The 17,268-nt window shown below is 43.9% G+C and carries 19 protein-coding genes; 12 read left to right on the top strand and 7 right to left on the bottom strand.

Annotation, left to right across the window (positions count from 1 at the left end):
* Positions 1-32 precede the first annotated feature (32 nt).
* A complete protein-coding gene (locus L1076_RS02715; protein WP_237303087.1) occupies positions 33-1,025 on the top strand; it encodes a Gfo/Idh/MocA family oxidoreductase in 993 nt (330 codons plus the stop codon).
* A gap of 91 nt (positions 1,026-1,116) precedes the next feature.
* On the opposite strand, the gene L1076_RS02710 is transcribed toward L1076_RS02715, so the two are convergent.
* Together L1076_RS02710 and L1076_RS02705 are read right to left on the bottom strand one after the other, a co-directional pair.
* Positions 1,117-2,454 carry an MATE family efflux transporter gene (locus L1076_RS02710; RefSeq protein WP_237303086.1) on the bottom strand — a complete coding sequence of 446 codons (1,338 nt, stop codon included), beginning with the start codon at positions 2,452-2,454 and terminating at the stop codon, positions 1,117-1,119.
* A gap of 123 nt (positions 2,455-2,577) precedes the next feature.
* Entirely contained in the window at positions 2,578-2,892 is a 315-nt protein-coding gene (locus L1076_RS02705) for a DUF496 family protein (RefSeq protein ID WP_005373603.1), read from the bottom strand.
* Positions 2,893-3,119: 227 nt separating this feature from the next.
* On the opposite strand from L1076_RS02705, the gene L1076_RS02700 reads away from it, so the two are divergent.
* From L1076_RS02700 to luxQ, 5 genes are all read left to right on the top strand, one after another.
* Positions 3,120-3,335, top strand: a complete 216-nt coding sequence (locus L1076_RS02700; RefSeq protein ID WP_042604483.1) for a hypothetical protein — start codon at positions 3,120-3,122, stop codon at positions 3,333-3,335.
* A gap of 93 nt (positions 3,336-3,428) precedes the next feature.
* Positions 3,429-4,082, top strand: coding sequence for a YceH family protein (locus tag L1076_RS02695; protein ID WP_237303085.1), 654 nt, complete (start codon positions 3,429-3,431; stop codon positions 4,080-4,082).
* Positions 4,079-4,390, top strand: a complete 312-nt coding sequence (locus L1076_RS02690; RefSeq protein ID WP_042604484.1) for a GIY-YIG nuclease family protein — start codon at positions 4,079-4,081, stop codon at positions 4,388-4,390. Before L1076_RS02695 ends, L1076_RS02690 begins: the two co-directional genes overlap by 4 nt.
* Positions 4,391-4,767: 377 nt before the next feature.
* Complete coding sequence (locus tag L1076_RS02685; protein ID WP_237303084.1) at positions 4,768-5,865, top strand: autoinducer 2-binding periplasmic protein LuxP; 1,098 nt, start codon at positions 4,768-4,770, stop codon at positions 5,863-5,865.
* Entirely contained in the window at positions 5,865-8,441 is a 2,577-nt protein-coding gene (gene luxQ, locus L1076_RS02680) for a quorum-sensing autoinducer 2 sensor kinase/phosphatase LuxQ (RefSeq protein ID WP_045404618.1), read from the top strand. Before L1076_RS02685 ends, luxQ begins: the two co-directional genes overlap by 1 nt.
* A 58-nt stretch (positions 8,442-8,499) precedes the next feature.
* Here the strand turns inward: luxQ and L1076_RS02675 are convergent, their stop codons facing one another.
* Positions 8,500-9,162: a flagellar brake protein gene (locus tag L1076_RS02675; protein ID WP_237303083.1), complete on the bottom strand. Its 663-nt coding sequence runs from the start codon at positions 9,160-9,162 to the stop codon at positions 8,500-8,502.
* A gap of 94 nt (positions 9,163-9,256) precedes the next feature.
* Positions 9,257-10,183 carry a DMT family transporter gene (locus L1076_RS02670; RefSeq protein ID WP_237303273.1) on the bottom strand — a complete coding sequence of 309 codons (927 nt, stop codon included), beginning with the start codon at positions 10,181-10,183 and terminating at the stop codon, positions 9,257-9,259.
* A gap of 148 nt (positions 10,184-10,331) precedes the next feature.
* Here L1076_RS02670 and L1076_RS02665 point away from each other — a divergent pair, with 148 nt between their 5' ends.
* Entirely contained in the window at positions 10,332-10,793 is a 462-nt protein-coding gene (locus L1076_RS02665) for an Lrp/AsnC family transcriptional regulator (protein ID WP_042604487.1), read from the top strand.
* A 42-nt stretch (positions 10,794-10,835) separates the two neighbouring features.
* The gene (locus tag L1076_RS02660) at positions 10,836-11,444 is read left to right on the top strand and encodes a class I SAM-dependent methyltransferase (protein ID WP_042600211.1); all 609 of its coding nucleotides are present in this window, start codon (positions 10,836-10,838) and stop codon (positions 11,442-11,444) included.
* A 72-nt stretch (positions 11,445-11,516) separates the two neighbouring features.
* Here L1076_RS02660 and L1076_RS27050 read toward each other — a convergent pair whose 3' ends face one another.
* Together L1076_RS27050 and L1076_RS02655 are read right to left on the bottom strand one after the other, a co-directional pair.
* Positions 11,517-11,747 carry a hypothetical protein gene (locus L1076_RS27050; RefSeq protein WP_080774283.1) on the bottom strand — a complete coding sequence of 77 codons (231 nt, stop codon included), beginning with the start codon at positions 11,745-11,747 and terminating at the stop codon, positions 11,517-11,519.
* Between the two features lie 175 nt (positions 11,748-11,922).
* A complete protein-coding gene (locus L1076_RS02655) occupies positions 11,923-12,465 on the bottom strand; it encodes an ATPase (protein WP_237303082.1) in 543 nt (180 codons plus the stop codon).
* A gap of 82 nt (positions 12,466-12,547) precedes the next feature.
* Here L1076_RS02655 and L1076_RS02650 point away from each other — a divergent pair, with 82 nt between their 5' ends.
* From L1076_RS02650 to secF, 4 genes are all read left to right on the top strand, one after another.
* Positions 12,548-13,216 carry an SH3 domain-containing protein gene (locus L1076_RS02650; protein ID WP_237303081.1) on the top strand — a complete coding sequence of 223 codons (669 nt, stop codon included), beginning with the start codon at positions 12,548-12,550 and terminating at the stop codon, positions 13,214-13,216.
* A 144-nt stretch (positions 13,217-13,360) separates the two neighbouring features.
* Positions 13,361-13,840, top strand: a complete 480-nt coding sequence (locus L1076_RS02645) for a hypothetical protein (protein ID WP_038877615.1) — start codon at positions 13,361-13,363, stop codon at positions 13,838-13,840.
* 166 nt (positions 13,841-14,006) lie between these two features.
* Positions 14,007-15,845, top strand: coding sequence for a protein translocase subunit SecD (gene secD / locus L1076_RS02640; protein WP_038867483.1), 1,839 nt, complete (start codon positions 14,007-14,009; stop codon positions 15,843-15,845).
* A gap of 3 nt (positions 15,846-15,848) precedes the next feature.
* On the top strand, positions 15,849-16,751 hold the full coding sequence (secF, locus tag L1076_RS02635) for a protein translocase subunit SecF (protein ID WP_038867383.1): 903 nt from the start codon (positions 15,849-15,851) through the stop codon (positions 16,749-16,751).
* 249 nt (positions 16,752-17,000) lie between these two features.
* Here the strand turns inward: secF and L1076_RS02630 are convergent, their stop codons facing one another.
* Complete coding sequence (locus L1076_RS02630) at positions 17,001-17,267, bottom strand: hypothetical protein (protein WP_039974909.1); 267 nt, start codon at positions 17,265-17,267, stop codon at positions 17,001-17,003.
* Position 17,268: the final 1 nt, after the last annotated feature.

Below are 17,268 nucleotides of genomic sequence, written 5' to 3'. Positions count from 1 at the left end.
TGGCTACCGAACGATAATGAAAAGGAAGTAACATGTTCAAACTTGCTGTTATTGGAACTAACTGGATCTCCCAACAATTTGTTGAAGCGGCCATTCAAAGTAAAGAATTTTGCCTACAAGCGGTGTATTCACGTGATATTGATAAGGCACGTTCGTTTGGTGAACCTTATAACGCAGCGTCTTATTACGATAGTTTAGAATCCTTAAGTAAAGACTCAGATATCGATGCGGTCTACATTGCTAGTCCTAACTCTTTTCATGCGCCTCAAGCTATTCAAATGCTAAACGCTGGTAAGCATGTCATTTGTGAAAAGCCCATGGCGTCTAACTATCCTTTGGCACAAGCCATGTTTAAGGCTGCAGAAGCAAATGGCGTGGTGCTGTTCGAGGCCTTCATGTCGCCATACACACCAAACTTCCAAGTGTTGAAAGACAGCTTACCGACAATTGCCCCTATTCGTCATGCAACGATTAGCTACTGCCAATACTCCTCTCGTTACCAGAAATACCTAAACGGTGAAAACCCAAATACCTTCAACCCAGAGTTCTCTAATGGCTCAATCATGGACATTGGTTATTACTGTGTTGGTTCTGCGATTGAACTGTTTGGTGAGCCGAATAGTGTTCAAGCAAGTGCTCACATCTTATCATCAGGCGTAGATGGTTGTGGCAGCGTAACACTGGCGTACGATGGCTTTAATGTGAACCTACTACACTCTAAGGTGAGTGATTCACTCATTCCAAGTGAATTTCAAGGTGAGCGGGGTAGTGTGATTGTCGATATGATTGCGACAGGTCGTGGTGTTGAACGCATTCCGCGCGGTGAAGATAAAGAAGTCCTAACGCTGCCGCAAGAAGAGAACCACATGTTCTATGAAGCTCAAGCCTTTGCTAAACAACTTAAACTGGGTGTGATGGATGATCAAATGAAGCAGCGTTCATTGACCGTTGCAAAAGTACTGACCGAAGTAAGAAGGCAAACTGGTGTGGTTTTCCCTGCTGATAAAATGTCTTTACTTAGTTGAGGTTAGTTCGTTCAACTTCTCGTTTTTAAAACAACAAAGCCCTCGCCGTTGAAGTGAGGGCTTTGTTTTTCAGCGTTACTCGAAAGCGTTGTTACATTGAGACTTGTTGAGCTGAGAGCTTATTAATGGTTTTTTGGTACGTAATATAAGCCGCGATTCCAGCCATGAGGTTACCAATACAAGCGCCAATCAGTAGACCTTGAATGCCTCCCACCTGAGCCCCTACCCATAGACACGGTAGGAAGAACAAAAACAGGCGCAGGGCTGAGATGGTTAGTGCGGTATAAGATTTCCCCAGTGCGTTACAAATCGACACCATCAACATGCACACCCCAAGTGAACCTAAACTGATTGGGACAATCATCAAGTGCATGTGCAAGACTTGTTCTACTTGAGTATCACTTGTCATAAGTAAGGCGAGTGGGTTAGCTGCGGTAAAGGTTACTAGCGCAATCAACAACTGGAAACCAAGGATGAACTTAACGGCAATAGACACCAATGCACGAATGTCGGTGTAGTTTTTCGCTCCTAATAAGCGTCCGACCATCGGCGGCATTGACATGGTTAACGCCAATACCGATACAATCGCAAAAAATTCATAGCGCGAGCCCAAAGCCCAAGATGCAACTGCCGCCGTACCAAAGCCAGCAAGCAGCTTGGTCGCTAGCATAGAGGAGAGAGGCGGCAATAACTGGCTGATCATCGCTGGGCCCATGATATTACCGATGGACGTGATGCTCTTAACCACATTCAAATCCTGCCACTGGAAGGTTGCCCAATGGTTTTTTTGAACACGAGGAGCGACGACCAATATACCGAAACCAAAGGCGACGACGGTGGCAATTGCTGCGCCGTTAATCCCCAAATCAAACGTGAAGATAAACAACGGATCGAGCACTAAGTTCACGCCGCTGGTGACCATCATCATGGTGCCAGGTAGCATGGTGTTGCCATTTGCGCGGCAGATACTGTAGTAGAAATACAGCACCGCACCTACCCAAGAGCTCAATAGCCACCAAGGCCAGTAACTGTCGATAATTGACATCACGGTATCAGGTGCGCTCAAAAGCGAGAGAATAGGGTAGCGCAATAGCCAGATGAGCAAGCCGAATACTGCTACGCCTACCGATCCGATCATTAAAACCAGACCGCCTAATTGCTTTGCATAGCGGGTATCGTTTGCGCCTAATGCTTTTGAAATTACCGCGGTTGTTGCAATGCCAAGGCCGACTTGAATACCGATAACCACCATTTGAAGTGGTAGAGTAAAGCCCTGTGCAGCGAGAGGCAGCACACCTAGTTGGCCTATGAAGGCGCTGTCGACTAGCTGAAAGCTCATCAACGACAACACACCAAAGAGCATTGGCCATGTCATCGTAAACAGTTGCTTTGCTAACGTTGGTTGTGCGGTAGAAGAAGTTAAAGGCATAGGAACGTTGAATGTTTTTGGAACTGAAGTTGATTTTATTGTACACAGTGTACAACAAAGAGACAAAAAGAAACCCCGAGCAAGTTATCCCTGCTCGGGGTTGAATTCTGAAACTAATTCGACTTATTTTTTGCCGCTAGTTTGCTTGTCTTCTTCAGTCAGTTCGCGGATACGACGGCTGATGTCACGACGTGCTTTAGAGATTTCTGCACTCTTGATGATGTGATCGTCAACGCGGTCTTCGTAATCAGCTTTCATGTTTTTGATGATCGCTACGATTTCGTCGTGAGTCATTTCAGGTTTGATGTAGTCTAGTAGGTTCTCTAGAAGGTCTACACGCTTACGGTTATCACGAACTTTTTTCTCGTTATCAAGCAGCTCACGTTTTAGTTTGTTTTTACGACGAGCTTGGTTCACGATTTCAAATACGCTACTCATGGTTCCCTTTCCTAATTTGTGAATATCTGACTCGATTAAAGCACAACATCTCGTGGCATAACAGTCTTTAGATCAAACGTGGCGTAGGGTTGAACATTTATCCACCAATTCTGATGTGTTGTTAACACTCGTTACTGAAAAGCTTGGATTATCGTTCACTGAAATGCCCCAACTCGTTGTCATAGGAGTTTTGACGCTATATTATCAGCTTCATTAAAGACAATATGATGAAGCTCGAAATGAACTCTGGTAATACTGCGGAGCAAGTCGAAAGCCAAGAAATGGAATCAACCACCGACTCATTGGCAGATAAACTTAAAGCGGCTTACGTTACAGCAAGAACACAACTCGAAATCACAGAAGTCGAACTCAACCGTTCGAAGATAATGATGGTTGATGAGAATGGAAAGATGACCAAAGTGTCGATCTTATCAGAGCATTAAGACCTACCCCGAATCGCAAAGGGTGTCAGGTCCATGCGCTATGCTTTAGCCTGATACCCAAATTCAAATGCAAAAATAATAAGGAAATGCATTATGAAAGTTGAGCTAACGGCAATTGAAGCACGAGTAATTGGTTGCTTGATCGAAAAAGAAGTGACTACCCCCGACCAATACCCTCTCAGCCTTAACGCGCTAACGAATGCGTGCAATCAAAAAAGTAACCGTGAGCCGGTTATGTCTTTATCTGAAGCTGACGTTTTAGATGCAGTGGATGCGCTCATTGAGCGTCGACTTGTAAGTGATGAAAGCAGTTTTAACAGCCGAGTGAGTAAGTATCAGCATCGATTCTGTAATACAGAGTTCGGCGATTTACAGCTTAGCGTACAAGAGAAAGGCATCGTGTGTTGCATGCTGCTACGCGGTGCTCAAACGCCGGGTGAGCTCCGTACGCGAACAAACCGCCTTGCTACTTTCAATGATGTTAAAGAAGTTGAAAACGCACTTGAGCTTTTAGCTGGTGAAGAAAGAGGCCCGCTTGTTGTAAAACTTCCTCGTGAGGCAGGTAAACGTGAGTCTCGTTACATGCACCTATTCTGTGGTGAAGTTGACATGAGCGAACTGGCCGTAGCGTCATCTGCTCCTTCTTCTGCCGGTGCCGAGCGCGTTGCTCAGCTAGAACAAGAAGTAGTGCAACTTCGTGAAGAATTAGAAGCACTAAAAGAACAGGTCGCGTCGCTGCTTTCATGAGTGATATTGCCGAGCAAAGCTGGAGTGTGTATCTGATCCGAAACAACCGCGATGCACTGTATTGTGGTGTGACGAATGATGTACAGCGACGCTTTAAACAGCATCAAACGGGAAAAGGTGCGAAAGCACTGAAAGGGAAGGGGCCACTGACTTTGGAGTGGTCATCTTGTTTTGAAAGTAAAAGTGTTGCGATGAAAGCGGAATATTTCATCAAACAACTGACCAAAACAAAGAAAGAGCAATTGGTAGAAGAAGTCGCGAAGATCAACGTCGATGACAATCAAGTGCTTTCTTTTCAAATGCGGTAAGTCAAACGTGCACGGAAAAACAAGAGCAAAAATGACGCCATTCAAACGCGATGGTGAATGAGTCAGAAAATGCAAAACTGTGCTGCTAATCCAAGGTTTGATACCTCAAGCAAACACTTCTTTTTCAAAAAGACAAACCGCCTTCAAATGGCGGTTTATTTTTGACGGGGGTGGGTATCATTTCCGTCGGTAGTAACACATAATACGGTAATGCCCCGCAAGGCTTAATAGAAACATTTATAGAGACCCAAGCATCTGAAGTTACTTGGGTATACAAGCGGGCTTTTATGGATATGTGCAAATAGGGTAAAGGATGACTCGGCTAGGTAATAAAATAGAGCAGCGACATGCTCCATAAAAAACTATAAGAGCAACACATGAAAAAAGCGGTACTACTTTCTCTGATTTCTATGATCGGTTTTTCACCGATTTCACATGCGACACAAGTGCTTAATGGCTATTGGGCATACCAAGATTTTCTTGAGGAGTTTCCTGAGCAAAGAAAGCTGACCAATGCCTTAGCAGAAGCCGTTCGCGAACGCCCTGTGCCATTCTCTAAAACCAGAACACGTCCACTTAAAATATCCGTCGTATATCCGGGTCAACAAGTGTCAGATTACTGGGTACGAAACATTGCTGCTTTTGAAAAGCGTTTAGATAAGTTGAATATTAACTATCAAATTAACCAAGTGTTTACGCGTCCGAATGCCGATATAAAGCAACAGAGTTTGTCTTTAATGGAAGCATTAAAAAGTAAATCTGATTACTTAATCTTCACTCTGGATACAACCAGACATCGTAAATTTGTTGAACATGTATTGGATTCAACAAATACCAAGCTGATTTTACAAAATATCACTACGCCAGTACGAGAGTGGGACAAACATCAGCCGTTTTTATATGTTGGATTTGACCATGCAGAAGGCAGTCGAGAATTAGCAACGGAATTCGGAAAGTACTTCCCAAAACACACTTATTACAGCGTGCTTTATTTTTCTGAGGGTTACATTAGTGACGTAAGAGGTGATACTTTTATTCACCAAGTTAACCGTGATAATAACTTTGAGCTACAATCAGCCTACTATACAAAAGCAACAAAGCAGTCTGGTTATGATGCTGCGAAAGCGAGTTTAGCCAAATACCCAGATGTTGATTTTATTTATGCTTGCTCTACTGATGTGGCGTTGGGTGCGGTTGATGCACTTTCTGAATTGGGAAGAGAAGACATTATGATTAACGGATGGGGTGGGGGCTCTGCCGAGTTAGACGCCATCCAAAAAGGCGATCTCGACATTACTGTCATGCGTATGAATGACGACACCGGGATTGCGATGGCAGAAGCCATTAAGTGGGACTTGGAAGGAAAGCCAGTACCTACCGTGTATTCCGGTGATTTTGAAATTGTCACGAAAGCGGATTCACCGGAAAGAATCGAAGCGCTTAAGAAGCGTGCATTTAGATACTCAGATAATTGATGACAATACGTTCAAACGCCAAAAAGCGTCGCTCTCTTGCGACGCTCATTACAAAGATCATCATTCTTGTTCTCGCTCCGATCATTCTCGGGATTTTTATTCAGAGCTATTACTTCTCTAAACAGATCATTTGGCAAGAAGTAGACAGGACCAAGCAACAAACTTCTGCTCTGATACACAACATTTTCGATAGCCATTTCGCGGCGATTCAAATCCATCACGATAGCAATACAAAAAGTGAAGTGATTCGTAATTTTTACGTCGACAGAAATACAGATGCGTTGAATTACTTCTTCCTCAGTATTGACCAAAGCGATCCTGCTCATACACCAGAATTTCGTTTTCTGACTGACCATAAAGGCATCATTTGGGATGATGGCAATGCACACTTTTATGGCGTGAACGATCTTATCCTTGATAGTCTCGCCAATCGCGTCACGTTCAGTAACAACTGGTATTACGTTAATGTGATGACCTCGATTGGTTCTCGACATATGTTGCTTCGCCGTGTACCCGTAATAGCCCCGCCGACCGGAGAGGTCTTGGGTTTTTCCTTTAATGTGGTTGTGTTAGATAACAATTTCGCACTAATGGAAAAACTTAAAAGCGAGAGTAACGTAGATAACGTCGTAATGGTTGCCAACAATGTCCCGCTAGCAAACTCTCTCATAGGGGATGAAGCATACAGTGTTGCAGACGTATTGCAGCGTAAAGGATCACAAAAAAAACTCGATAAGCTGCTCGTCATAGAAACTCCGATTGAAGTTAATGCTGTGACGACAGAATTGTATTTGCTCACGGTGCAAGATAATCACAGTGTCGTGACGCTGCAAATCCAGCACCTTTTAGCCATGCTGGCTTCGATTGTCGGCATGATTATGATTGCGTTGCTGACCAAGGAGTGGATTGAGAGTAAAGTCTCGGCTCAACTGGAATCATTGATGTCTTACACGCGTTCCGCGCGTGAGGAAAAAGGGTTTGAACGATTTAACGGTTCAAATATTGAAGAGTTTGATCATATAGGTTCAACGCTGGAAAGCACCTTTGAAGAGCTAGAAGCGCAGAAGAAGTCTTTCCGAGATCTGTTTAATTTTGCGTTGTCGCCAATCATGGTTTGGTCGGAAGAAAGTATCTTGATTCAGATGAACCCAGCAGCACGTAAAGAGTTGGTGATAGATGACGATCATGAAACCATGCACCCGGTCTTCCAAGGTTTCAAAGAGAAACTGACCCCACACCTGAAAATGGCAGCTCAAGGAGCGACATTGACAGGGGTTAACGTACCTATTGGCAACAAGATATACCGTTGGAATTTATCGCCAATTCGTGTTGATGGTGATATCAGCGGTATTATCGTTCAGGGTCAAGATATCACAACCCTCATCGAAGCCGAAAAGCAGAGTAACATTGCACGGCGTGAGGCAGAAAAGTCTGCGCAAGCTCGTGCTGATTTTCTCGCAAAGATGAGCCATGAAATTCGAACGCCAATTAACGGTATTTTGGGTGTCGCACAGTTATTAAAAGACACGGTGGAAACCGAAGAACAGAAGAATCAAATCGATGTGCTTTGCCATAGTGGTGAGCATTTATTGGCAGTTTTGAATGATATCTTAGACTTTTCCAAGATTGAGCAAGGTAAGTTCAATATTCAAAAGCACCCGTTTTCGTTTAATGACACCATTCGCACGCTAGACAACATTTATCGTCCAATTTGCAATAACAAGAGCGTTGAACTCATCATTGAGAACAAGCTCGATCAAGATGTCGAAATCTTTACTGATCAAGTTCGACTCAATCAGATTTTGTTTAACTTAGTCAGCAATGCGGTGAAGTTCACGCCATCCGGAAGCGTTCATCTAAAAGCAGAGTTAGAGCAATTTTATGGCGCAGAGAACAGTGTCTTGGTTGTTGAGATCATCGATACAGGGATTGGTATTGAATCGGATAAGCTTGACCAAATGTTCGAACCTTTCGTTCAAGAAGAGGCAACAACCACTCGTGAATACGGCGGCAGTGGCCTAGGTTTGACCATCGTGAAGAACCTTGTCGACATGCTAGAAGGTGACGTTCAAGTTCGTAGTAGTAAAGGGCATGGCACCACATTTGTCGTCACGCTACCTGTCAAAGACCGAGCGCGTGTACTTCGTCCTTTGGATGCCAGTCAGCGTGTGAAACCAGAAGCCTTGTTTGATGAAAGCTTAAAAGTCTTGCTGGTGGAAGACAATCATACCAATGCCTTTATCCTTCAAGCATTTTGTAAGAAATACAAAATGCAGGTGGATTGGTCGAAAGACGGTTTAGAGGCAATGGAATATCTGTCTGACAATAATTACGATTTGATATTGATGGATAATCAACTGCCGCACCTTGGTGGTATCGAAACGACGCACGAGATACGCCAGAATTTACGACTGGGCACGCCTATTTACGCTTGTACTGCAGATACTGCAAAAGAAACCAGTGATGCATTTATGGCAGCAGGGGCGAACTATGTGCTGCTCAAACCGATCAAAGAGAACGCATTGCACGAGGCATTTGTCGATTTCAAGCAGCGATTCTTAGTAGAAAGAACGTAATTAAAAACCGAAACAGAGGGGCGTAGTGGCCCCTCTTATCGTTGACACTATTGATTCGTTATATTGTCGCTGCAGAAAAGGATTGTTCAAGCAACTCTGTTTTGAGTTCTTCCGTCATATTCAAAGGCTCCGCAAATTGCACTCCAATAATCCAACCCTTGGCAAGTTTCTTAATGTTTGCAACGGAGCAGCGATTGTCATCATCAATATAACCACTTAGAGGTGAGTCTATCGTGATCCTATCACCTATTAAGAACTCTGGTTCTATCATGGTTGAGATCCCACAACCGGATAACGAGAAATCAATCAAGCAGCCTTCGTATTTATTGTTCATATGGTCGATAGCGCAACCCAGCTGTAGCTTGTAGCGTTCATGTTCTCGCACGGGCTTGGTCGCGAATGTGGCGGGAATACGAATAAATAACAACGGAGATGGACGTAGAATATTCATCAGAACGCTGGTTTTAAAAGCAATCACGTGTCCCAAATCCGTATCTGAAACGCCTCGGATGACCACATCGACATTATTGAGCTTACGGAGTGCTTGTTCTTCCAGTAGCCGTGTCGGAATATCGAGAATGATATAAGCGTTTTCTTTCAATCCAATATAAGTCGCAGCGTAACTGTATTTTTCTTCCGAGCTGAACTCGAAGTTAACCCAGAGGCGCATTCCTGTTTTTAAAAATCGATGTAATTCGTCTTTGCTGTGAGTTGAAGGCATAACATCTGACGTTGTAATTTATTATGCCCAACAGGTTATCAAAACGCCGTTTTGGCTTTCAATAGTCGGAGACAAAAGTCGTGCAATTTTATTCTTATCTGTGAACGGGGGGCTGATATTTTTGGCCAGGGTCTTGTTTCATTAAAACATTGCTTGCCACGATGCTGCCACACGTAACCAAAAAGAGTGCGCACCAAGTTAAGATATCTGGTCTTTCATTGAAAACCGGTATCGCCAGCAAGGTCGCGAGCACCGGGGTTAAGGAACCGAAGGCTGCACTCGCTTCTGCCCCAATGTTTTTTACGGCATAGAGGAAGGTGAAAGAGGCAACTAACCCAGCGCCAACACCTTGCAGTAAGATATGTCCAAAGAGTTCACTCCATGGCCATTTGTTTAAGGGAGTGATGGCGAGGTAACTGTCTGTCCAACCAAAACCGATGGCAACGATAAGCATCGCAAACGAGATGACCGATACAAACCCAGCGCAAACCTGTGCACTCAAATTTGCTACACGAGCACTGATAGTAAACGTGGCCCACATCAAACTACCCAGCAAAAACAAAAAATGCCCTTTAAGTTGGGGCCAATTGTATTCATTTGCCAAGTTGGACAATAAAAAAACAGCTATACCAAACAACACCGCCGAGAGACCAATAATTCGATGCCGGCTGAGTGGTTGTTGAAAGCAAATTACCGCGATAGCAGATACAAATAGAGGCAAGGTTCCTGGGACGAGAGCACTGCCATGCGCGACAGGGGCAAACTGCATTGCAGTGCCAACAATCAACAAGTAAGGCAAGCCACTGCCAAGAAGGATACCGAGGAGGTATTTGTTGGGGACCGCGCGCACGTGATCCATCGATTTGATGACGAATGGAAATAAGACTAAGGCCGGGATGAGAAATCGGGTGAGAGCAATGTCTGCTGGCTCAAGGTTAGAAATCGCCCCGCCTTTGAGGGACAGAAAAAAACCAGCCCAAAGAAAAAGGGTGGTGAGCATCGCGGCGTATCCTAAAGCCATCATGTGTCCAATACTTTGTGAATAATGTGTTAATTATCGGATGAAAGTGACGATTAATGGTGGCAAACTATAGCGCTATATCGCTCGACATTGATGATTTTAATCTAAATGAAAGCTTTTGTTAGTGAAATTTGGCATGGATGATGAAATGGATAAAATAGATCGCCAATTACTTCATTTGATTCAACAAGACGCGACGATGACGACGAGTGAGCTTGCAGATAAAGTCGGACTCTCTGCTTCACCTTGTGCAAGAAGGATCAAACGGCTAGAGCAGGAGGGGGTCATTAGCGGTTATAGGGCAATGATTTCACGTGATAAAGCGGGCATCGCGATGACGGTGTTTGTTGAGGTCAGTTTAAATAATCACCAAGCAACCTCTATTGATGACTTTGAACAAGCCATCGGTGATATGGAAGAGGTCATCTCCTGTCATGTTGTTTCTGGGGCATACGACTATCTGCTCGAAGTAGTAAGCAAAGATCTGACGGGTTATGAGTCGTTTACTCGAAAATTACAGCGATTGGAAAATGTAAAAGACATCCACACGCACTTAGCCATTCGACAAGTGAAGGGTAATGGTAATCTTCCTATTTATACTCAGACTTAAGTTGATGCTAAATCATAAAGTGGTTTCGAAAGGTAAGTAAACATGAAGTGGTTAGATAGGCTGCGTATCGCTCATTATCACCGTAAACGATATAAGCAATTTGGTGACGACAAGGCAAAAACATTAGGTTGGCAGGACAAGTTTAGCCAAGTAAGTCGCTTTGAAGTCTTGTGTCATGATTTGCCGCTTGATGGTGCGAGCCTTGTAGATATCGGATGTGGTTATGCTGATTTACTTGAATATTTAGAGCAAAAAGATATCTGCTTATCTGGCTATATCGGAATTGACCAGCAGAAGCAGTTCATTTCTGTGGCTAGGCAAAGAGCCTTTAAAACACACGCGGATTACATACGAGGAGACTTTTCCAAACTTGTGCTGCCGAGTGCGGACTATGTCTTGGCTTCTGGCTCTTTGAATTATCAATCAGCTAATCCAAATCATACTGTCGAGATGATTGAGAAGATGTATCGGGCGGCGAAGATAGCCTGTGCGTTTAACTTATTGGATGAGGCAAAGTTACCGAGTATGAAGATGCTTGAATCGCACAACAAAGAGGGAATACTGCGTTATTGCCGACTGTTATGTAAGGACAGTTATTTGGTTGAAGGGTATTCCGAGCACGATTTCACTATTGTGATGCCAAAACATTAAATCGCCTTTCGTTTAGCGAGCAATAAAAAACGGAGTCAGTTGCCTGACTCCGCTTGGTGATTCTTTTAAGCCTTATTGGTATTTGTATTTTGAGATCTCACAGTTACCTGTGTGTCTATCAACCTTAAATGAGAACGCGGCTGAATGGTATTCCCTCCCATCGCTCCAAATTGTCTCTCCGAAGATTTTACAAAGGTCCAAGTCACTGATTGAACCGAACTGTTTAACGTGCCTAACTACTGACAAAAACTTGGCTTTGGTAGCATTAGGACAATCCCTGTTACTTAATCGATTGATAACCATTTTTATAGCATCATCTCCAGCCAAATGTGACTTTATATTAAATTTTGTTAATGGGTAAATTACCCAAAAACTGGTCGTAAGTAAAGCGTTATTGTGACGGATGTCTCTATAAAATGACCTGTTTGATTATTATTTGCTCAATTTGAAAAGGGGAACAATCCCAATATGAACAGAATCATTCAGAGCTGTTTCGTGCATAATTAATAGCGTCGATTTCCATGCCATATTGATTGGCAAGTGTGAGGTACTTTCCTGCCAAAATTCGGAAGTCATTTTGCATTTCTAATGTATTGGTCAGATACCAGTTCGCCGTGATCTCGTTCGACTTAGCGCCTTCCTTCTGGCAATAAAAGACAATGCGTTTCCAATTGTCAGCGATGGTTTGAGAGCGATGCATCAGGGCGTTTATAGCGCGTGACATTTCGATGAAATCCTCTCGTTGTTCCTCTGACTCCAACAATTGCTTTTTCAAGCGGTTCTTATTGGAAGGCGTACGCCAAAGTTTGCTTAACTCATCCGTTGAAAATGTTTGTGAGTACATCTGACTATCGTTGTATTCTTTGAGGCTCTCATTAAACCAGCGAGCATGTTCATTGTAATTGGACTCTAAACGACTGAATTGGGTAAGATTGTCATTCCACGAAGCGTGGTCACATTGAATATTGGCGAATGCTGGAAGTGGAGCTAGGAGCAATATCCATTTGAGCTTGTTCATCATTGTTGTCACGTCAGTTATGCATCTGCTATCAGTATAGATGCTGTATGGGCGTCGTTGATGTAAAGAAGAAAAGGAATAGGACATGAAGAAAGCACTGATTGCACTGGTCATTTTATTGCTGCTTGGAGGCGCTGGGGCAGGGTACTACTTCTTCTTTATGCAAAAAGATGAGCCTGTCGCTGAAGCGCCGCTTAAGCCTGAAAAAGAGGTGGGTCCAAAAGAGGAACCAAAACCTATCATGGATTTGGAAGTGCTTGCTCCAGAGGTCACCGAATACTATGTCACAGAACGCCGTATCAACGTGTATAACAAACCCGATAACCAATCATTGATTGTTGATACCCTATATAAGGGTGAGAAAGTATCGGTGCTGGAGAAAGCTGATGGTTGGTTTCGCCTCTCGGATTACATTGTTTATGAAGAGGGAGGGGAAGAAACGGCAGAATGGGTCGATGCGAAAGGGCTATCGGATTCACAACCGGTGATTAAAGAACAAGAGCGCTTGGAAATATTGGATAACTACTTACAAAAGTCCGATGATTTGAAAGTACACTTAGATATATTTCGTAATAAAACGCAGCAATTGCTTGATGACGAAACGTGTGCGCCTAGTGACTTCGAAGAGCTTGGAGGATGGGTTCGCTCTGTGACGTATAGAAAGCGCAATGTGTATTTCATATATTGCGGCGGGCTAGAACATGAAAACAAAATCTATTTAGATGTCGATAAAGGTGAAATATTTTATCGATGAATGTCTGTTGAACGCTGGTGGATGTTGTTTTCCAAGGTTGGAAACAGAGATTTATAACTTTTTAGTTGTTAACTATAAGCAATAGGAATACTATCTGCGAGCTGAGTTGAAGAACTCGGCTCGTTTTGTTTTAAGTGAGCTATCATGCCTTGGATTTACGTTAGAAAACTGTTTTTGCTGCTACTTGCAATGGTGCTATCGCCAATGCAAGCTTCTGCTGCGCAGTTAGAGCATAAATCGCATTTACCTCACTTCTCTAAGTTACAACCTTTTACGGTTGCTAACTCCGCAACGAACTCTCCGGTTGATATCTCCGAGCTGACAGAAGAGTCTACTCAGTCTCCTGTTTCAGAGGGGCATGCCAGCCAAGATTCATTCGCTATTTTTAACTCTCAGCGTTGGACATCGCACCTACGTGAGAATATCGACGACGAACATGTTGATTTCGTTGGCGATCTAACCAGTCCTTTTTACGCCGATGCTGGTTATGCTTATAGCCTAATGGACATCAGTTGGCGTCAAAACCAATCTACCTTTCACCATTTTGTTAGTGACCATCGCATTGCTGGTTGGAAAGACACCAATGCCATGTACGTCGCTCTCAATAGTCAGTTTTCAGCTTAAACACCATCACTCTGCACATCTTGTGCATTCTTAACACGACAACATTTTTACAGGGCGAGTGATCGTTCTGCGCATTCCATACCTGCTTTTAGTTGGGTAATCGTTTTGTCGTGTCTTGAATTTAACTATTTGAATATTCACTGATTAGTGAATGGATGATGTTTACATGAAGAAAACACCGAAACCACAAAAAACCAGAAAAGTGCTGAACCATTACTCAGCATGGAAATATGTCGTATTAATTACGACCGTTATCATCTTAACTTTGAGCGCAATCCCAACTTGGTTTGGCGAGCAGCCGTCTATTCAGGTTACGTTTGCTGACCAAAACAACAGTGCGATGTCAGTGGTTCAATTGGATCAGCTATTAAAGTCGCATCACATTCCTGCGTCGAAGATCATTGAGAAAGACGGCCAAACCACAATCGTTTTCGATGGAGAAGATGCGCAAAGTAAAGCGAGGGCTCTGTTAAACGAACAATTGAACAAAGACGACAGCATTACGTTCTCTTACGTATCGGTTGCACCAGAGTGGCTAAATGAAATGGGCTTTAGCCCAATCAAGCTAGGTTTGGATTTACGTGGTGGTGTGCAATTCCTACTGAACGTAGATGTAAATAAAGCATTCGAAGAACAACGTGACGCATTAGTAGACGAGATCAAAGCAAGCCTTCGTGAAGAGCGTGTTCGTGGTGTTCAGGTTCGCGCTGAAGCGGGCAACCACATTGCGGTAAACAGTGAAAACGAGGAAGGCTTGAAAGCAGCAAGCCAATTCCTTCGCCAAAACTACCCTGGCTGGACGATGACAAGCACAGACCGAGGCTTTGAACTTCAACCAAGTGAACAAAACATCCAAGAGTTCCAAACGACTACGTTGCAACAAAACTTGAAGATCATGCGCGGTCGTATAGAAGAACTCGGTATTACCGAGGCGATGGTTCAACGTCAAGGTAAAGAGAGTATTCGTATCGAACTTCCTGGTGTTCAAGATCCTGCCCAAGCGAAAAACGTTATCGGTGCAACAGCGAGTCTTGCTTTCTATGAAGTGAAAGATGCAAGCCAAGCACGAAGCAGCCAAGATCTTGTTCTAAAAGACAACGACGGCCGTACCGTTATTCTTGCTAAACGTCCTGTCCTTACTGGTGAGCACATTGTAAACGCACGTGCCGGCGTGGATAAAATGGGCATGTCAGAAGTAAACATCTCTCTAGACCACGCGGGTGGTAAGAAGATGAGTGACTTCTCCGCGACTCACATTGGTAAGCCTATGGCGACCGTGTACCGTGAGTACAAGACAAATGAACGCGGCATGACAGAGCGCAGTGAACGCGTCATCAGTGTTGCAACGATTCAATCTCAACTTGGTAGCCAATTCCGCATCACAGGTGCTGGCAGCATGGATGAAGCGCAACAACTAGCTTTGCTTCTGCGTGCAGGCTCTCTAACTGCCCCAGTAACGATTGTTGAAGAGCGCACAATTGGTGCTTCTCTTGGTGCAGAAAACATTCAAAACGGCTTTGCTGCGCTTGCGCTAGGTATGGGCTTAACGCTCACCTTTATGGCGCTTTGGTACCGTCGTTTAGGTTGGGTTGCAAACGTAGCACTTTGTGCAAATATGCTTTGCTTGCTTGGCTTAATCGCGCTGCTTCCAGGTGCGGTACTTACATTGCCTGGTATTGCCGGTTTGGTATTGACCGTAGGTATGGCAGTGGATACCAACGTAATTATCTTTGAACGTATTAAGGACAAAATGCGAGAGGGTCGCAGCTTCGCTCAAGCGATTGACCTCGGTTTTGACAGTGCATTTGCAACCATCCTTGATGCCAACATCACCACCATGATCACAGCAGTGATTCTATACGCGATCGGTAACGGTCCAATTCAGGGCTTTGCTTTAACACTAGGCTTGGGTCTGATGACCAGTATGTTTACTGGCGTATTCGCTTCTCGTGCAATGATTAATTTAATTTGGGGCCGTGATGGCCGTCGTGATGTAAGGGTTTAAATCATGGTTGAAATGCTAAAACAAAATATCCGCAAGATTCGTTACTTCACAACGTTTGTTTCTGTTGTTCTAACGGTCATTGCGCTGGTCGCCCTTGGTATGAAGGGACTAAACTTAGGTCTTGATTTCACTGGTGGTATGGTTACCGAAGTGAAAGTCGATAAACAACTAACGAACCACGATTTATTGAATGCACTGCAACCTAAGTTGGGTGACTCGACATCAGTAACTCGTTCTGGTGAGGATGGTCGTTGGGTGATTCGCTATTCAGCACCAACAGAGGGTCAAACTTTACCAAGTGTGGCAGAGACGCTTAAGCCGATCTCACATGAAGTGAAAGTTGTAAGTAACAGTATCGTAGGGGCTCAAGTAGGTCAGGATTTGTTCGATCAAGGTGGTTTAGCGCTACTGGTTTCAGTACTGACAATTCTTGGTTACTTGTGTTTCCGCTTTGAGTGGCGTTTAGCAAGTGGTTCATTGTTCGCTCTCGCGCACGACGTTATTCTCGTTCTGGGTTTCTTTGCTATTACCCAAATGGAATTCAATTTAACGGTGTTCGCAGCGATTCTCGCTATTCTCGGTTACTCGTTGAATGACTCGATTATCATTGCAGACCGAATTCGTGAGTTACTGGTTGCTAAGCAAAGTTGGAAAACGGAACAAATTAACGATGAAGCGGTACTGGCGACGTTCTCCCGTACTATGGTGACGTCTGGTACAACGCTTATCACTGTTGGAGCACTATGGATAATGGGGGGCTCAGCTCTTGCTGGTTTCTCAACAGCAATGTTTATCGGCGTACTATCGGGTACGTGGTCATCTATCTCGATTGGTACGGTGCTTCCGGAATGGTTGAAGCTAGAACCAAAACACTACCTACCAGTAGAGATCGACACTGCACCATAATGTTTGGTGTGTAATACCAATCAGAATAGATATTTGGTCATCATTGCTGGTTAAAATCGCTGATAGCTACGTTATAGATTTTGTAGGTAGGTTAACTAGTTAGCTGCAATCTATGCCTTGCTCTAAGCGATTTTTCTTGCGCGATGATGTAACCATCTACTTACCCTGATTGGTATAGGTAAAAGTGCTTGCGCCACTCAACTTGAGTGGCGCTTTTTTATCTAGAGAAACGATAAATAAAAGAAGGTGTTACTTAACGCGCATTAGGCGATGCTTCACTGAACCAAGATCGAACTCTATGATTTGGGAACGCTTCATCGATTCAACTTTGGTGAGCATTGCATCTTGATAACCTTTCTTCTTCATCCACTGTAATGGTTCCGAAAAGCTGTCCTCATTCACCACATAAGACTCGCCTTTGTGCTCTCCCGTATAGACGTTTACTACCCACACGCGAGCCTGAAAATCGAGCGCCTCACGAATGGTCTGTTTGAACTTATCTAAGATGTGTGTCATT

The organism is Vibrio sp. MMG023 (genome assembly GCF_021654215.1).
In the GTDB taxonomy this organism is placed as follows: domain Bacteria; phylum Pseudomonadota; class Gammaproteobacteria; order Enterobacterales; family Vibrionaceae; genus Vibrio; species Vibrio jasicida.
The sequence above is the reverse complement of the archived record's forward strand: the minus strand, read 5'-3'. Positions and strand labels throughout refer to the sequence as shown.